The sequence below is a fragment of the Patescibacteria group bacterium genome (assembly GCA_027858235.1).
Lineage (GTDB): Bacteria > Patescibacteriota > Patescibacteriia > Patescibacteriales > BM507 > BM507.
In genome coordinates this window covers 1-3,765 of the sequence record JAQIDC010000023.1, presented here as the reverse complement: position 1 = coordinate 3,765, position 3,765 = coordinate 1, and the positions used below count along the sequence as shown (strand labels likewise).

Here is a 3,765-nt window from a genome sequence, read left to right as displayed (position 1 = left end):
GATTGTTTGTTACGCATTTATCATAGGTGCATGTTTTGGCGGTTGTCGAATTTAGATTTGGATACGGAATCCATCCTGGCTCGCAAGAAGATCTTCCTGAAAATTTACAAAAATCATTTACACCAATAGTTTCAACCCCCCCCCCTGCTGCTGCGCATTGGGCAGAAGAATGAAGCCCCAAATACAGGTCCAATGAAGAATCAGCAGCAACAACTAAAGAAGCAATCAGTTCTTGAACTTCTGTTTGTGTATAGGTCTGATTATCTATTTCTGTTTGTGAGTATGTTTCACTTTTTGTATAATAGCCTGCGTCTATCTCTGTCTTATCATAAAAATTTGAATTGACTTCATTGAGAGTAGGGATAATGCTGGAGTTAGAATAAATGTTTCCAGCGGGATCAACTTTCATTATTTGTGTGCCATTATTATAAAAAATGAAGTCATCAGTACCAATTCCATCACTATTAATATTAAACTCCATTCCAAAATCACCAGCATCAATATTTAAGCCATTACCAAGCCCCTTAATGGTTGTACTAGCATACAAATCACCCAATACTTTGAAATTTTTACCTACTCCAAAATCACCACCAATTTTTAGATCCCCGAGTTTTTCTTGCAAACCAAGTCCAGTGTTTATCGGTTTATCAATATTATTCCCCGGAGGGCCTGCTGTTGGAGCTTGCCATTGTGCTAATAGTGATTGAAATGAAATAGATAGACCTAAAACAAGAGCAATTGTGATAATAAATTTTAGTTGAGATTTTAACATATTAAATATTTTATTTATAACTATATTATAGCATAAATTTTCAAAAAAACTTCATTGTTTCTATTTAATAAAATTTTACAGTACTCGACAAAAAAATAAGTATAGAATTAATTCTATACTTATTTTTATATTTGCTAAATGTAATTATTTCTTCTTATGTCTATTGAGGTCAACTTCTACTCTCGTAGTCCCTCTTTCACCTTTTCCTGCTGGGAATTCTACATCAACAGTCTCTTTCAAGTGGTGCTGAGCAATAATCACTCCCTTTCTTCCGTCAACATTTACTTTTGTTCCTACCTTTGGCATTTTTTTGTCGAGTTCTTTATATCCTTCTTCTTCATAAGATAAACAACACATCAAACGTCCGCAAACGCCAGATATTCTATCTGAGCCTCTGTGAGCACATTGTTGGACTTCAGCCATGTCGGATGTAATTGAAGCTAGCTCTTTAAGATGTGATCGACAACATAGGTTTCTTCCACAATGACCAACATCGCCTGCTATTCTTGCTTCATCACGAATTCCTAACTGCTGGAGACGAATTGTTTTATTGAAGGTTCTTGTTAAATCACGAACTAGTCCACGGAAATCAACTCGACCATCAGCAATAAAAGCAAAAGATGCTTTAGAATTATCAAGAGAAATATGAACATCAACAAGTTTCATTTGTAGTTCGTGCTCTATGATAAGCTGCTTACATCTGTCGAGCATTGCTTGTCTTGTATTGGAGTCTGGGAGATTTCGAATATCTTCAATAGAAGCCTTCCCTTCGATAGTTCTTTTTAAATCTTTCTCATCAGGATTTGCTTCGTTCTTGTCTTTCCCTTCATTCGCTTTTACAACAGTGGATTGATCTCCTTTTTCAATAAAGTCCGTAACTGTTCCAATTTCTTCTTCATCTCCAATAGTAACCAAAACTTTGTCGCCTAGGGCAAGTTCAATATCCTCATCACAATCAAAGATGCCATCTCTATCCCATTGTGATATTTGTACTTTTATTTTTCTCATTAAACTAGAGACTTAATCTTGAAAAAGCTTCTATCTTAGCTTCACCTAAAATTTGTTCAACTTTTTTCTTATCATCTTTAATAAATTCTTGTTTCAACAAACAAACTTCTTCGTAGTACTTATTTACTTTTCCGACAAGGATTTTATCTAGCATCGCTTCTGGTTTACCTTCTTTCAAAAGTTGTTGTCTATAAATATCTTTTTCTTTTTCAATTTCTAGAGCAGGCACTTCTTCTGGACTCATGTATTTTGGATTAGAAGCTGCAATATGCATTGCAATATCACGAGCTAAATCGGCTTCATCTTTCTTGTCGACTGAAACCAATACGCAAATTCTTCCGTCCATATGAGAATAGCCGGCAACACTTCCTTCTGATTTTAATATTTTGTAATCAACAATTTCAATCTTTTCACCAATAATCCCGCCCATATTATCAACAGTATCTTTTACTGCCATTTTGTCCATTTCTAGGGCAAATAATTCTTCAAGACTTTCCGGTTTTTTTTCAGCAATTACTTTTAAAACATTGTCAGCGAGTGTTTGAAATTTATCATTTCTAGAAACAAAATCTGTTTCAGAGCCAAGTTTTACCATGTAACCTTCATCTCCTTCATCGTTTACCAAAAATTTAACCACACCTTCAGAGGTTTCTCTATCACTTCTTTTGGCAGCCTTTGTAATTCCTTTTTTTCTTAATATTTCAACAGCTTTCTCAATATCTCCGTCTGATTCATCAAGAGCTTTTTTGCAATCGACAATTCCTGCACCTGTTTTGTCTCTTAATTCTTTTATTTTTTCCATATAATTAGAAAGTAATCAGTAGATAGTAATTAGTGGCCCACTAACCTTATTTTTATATACTACTAGCTACTATTTATTACTAGTTACTTTTTTATAATTTTTATTCAACTTTTTTTGATGCTTTCCCTTCCAAGAGAGTTTCTTTGATAACGTTCAAAAGCATTTTAATTGTTTTTGTCGCATCATCATTCGAAGGAATAATATAGTTAACATCTTTTGGATTTACATTTGTATCACAAATAGCAACTACAGGAATATTTTTCTTTTTTGCTTCAAGAACAGCATTCTTTTCTTCTCTGATGTCCCAAACAAAAACAACATCAGGTAATTTTGTCATATTTACAAGACCACCAACTTTTGTTTCCAATTTAACTGTTTCTCTAGCAAAATTTAATTGTTCTTTTTTTGTATATTTTTCAAGCTTACCATTCGCTTTTTCTTCATTCAAATCCTTGAATTTTTTGATAAGTTTTTTAACAACCGGGAAGTTAGTTAAAAGACCGCCCATCCATTTTTCTGTAATATATGGCATTCCAACCTCTAACGCCATTTCTTTCATAGGGTGTTTTACTTGTGATTTTGTACCAACAAATAAAATAACCTTATCTTCTGAAGCTGCTTGCTTCATATAATCTAGTGCTTTTATTAAATAAGTTTTTGACTTAACCAAGTCAATAATGTGGACACCATTTCTTGCGCCAAAAATAAAAGGCTCCATCTTTGGATGCCATTTGCTTGTTCGATGCCCGAAATGCATTCCTGCCTTCAACATCTCCTCTACTGTAGGAAGTTTTGTCATATTGTTTTTCCTTTAATCCTCTACTCTTATTGCTTTAATATTAGTAAAAATATTAAAGAAGGAATTAATTTTAAGAGTATGAGTGATTTTTAATTAGTTATTTTTTAAATAAATTAATAAACCCGTTTAGTGAGTTTATTTCAATAGAATAGTATAATATTTTGAGTTATTTGTAAATATTGACAAAATGATTAAAATGTGCTATATTGGTATTAACTGTGGCGGGTTTCTTGGGTATTCTACTCAGAGAAGTATGTCACAAAAAAGGGATCATACGTAAAACTATCAAATTCCAAGATTTGGCATATATGATATAATAGAGAATATTAATAAACTAAACCTCTATTATATGAACAATTTAGAAGCGGTATGTTCGGTATTTTT

4 protein-coding genes are annotated in these 3,765 nt (G+C 32.9%); all 4 read right to left on the bottom strand.

Annotation, left to right across the window (positions count from 1 at the left end; all coding sequences use genetic code 11):
* A partial coding sequence (locus PF572_01410; GenBank protein ID MDA3839723.1) for a hypothetical protein occupies window positions 1–772 on the bottom strand: 772 nt, incomplete at its 3' end.
* Between the two features lie 144 nt (window positions 773–916).
* Entirely contained in the window at window positions 917–1,780 is an 864-nt protein-coding gene (gene ricT, locus PF572_01405) for a regulatory iron-sulfur-containing complex subunit RicT (protein ID MDA3839722.1), read from the bottom strand.
* A gap of 4 nt (window positions 1,781–1,784) precedes the next feature.
* Complete coding sequence (gene tsf, locus PF572_01400) at window positions 1,785–2,582, bottom strand: translation elongation factor Ts (GenBank protein ID MDA3839721.1); 798 nt, start codon at window positions 2,580–2,582, stop codon at window positions 1,785–1,787.
* Between the two features lie 100 nt (window positions 2,583–2,682).
* Window positions 2,683–3,381 carry a 30S ribosomal protein S2 gene (rpsB, locus tag PF572_01395; GenBank protein MDA3839720.1) on the bottom strand — a complete coding sequence of 233 codons (699 nt, stop codon included), beginning with the start codon at window positions 3,379–3,381 and terminating at the stop codon, window positions 2,683–2,685.
* Window positions 3,382–3,765: the final 384 nt, after the last annotated feature.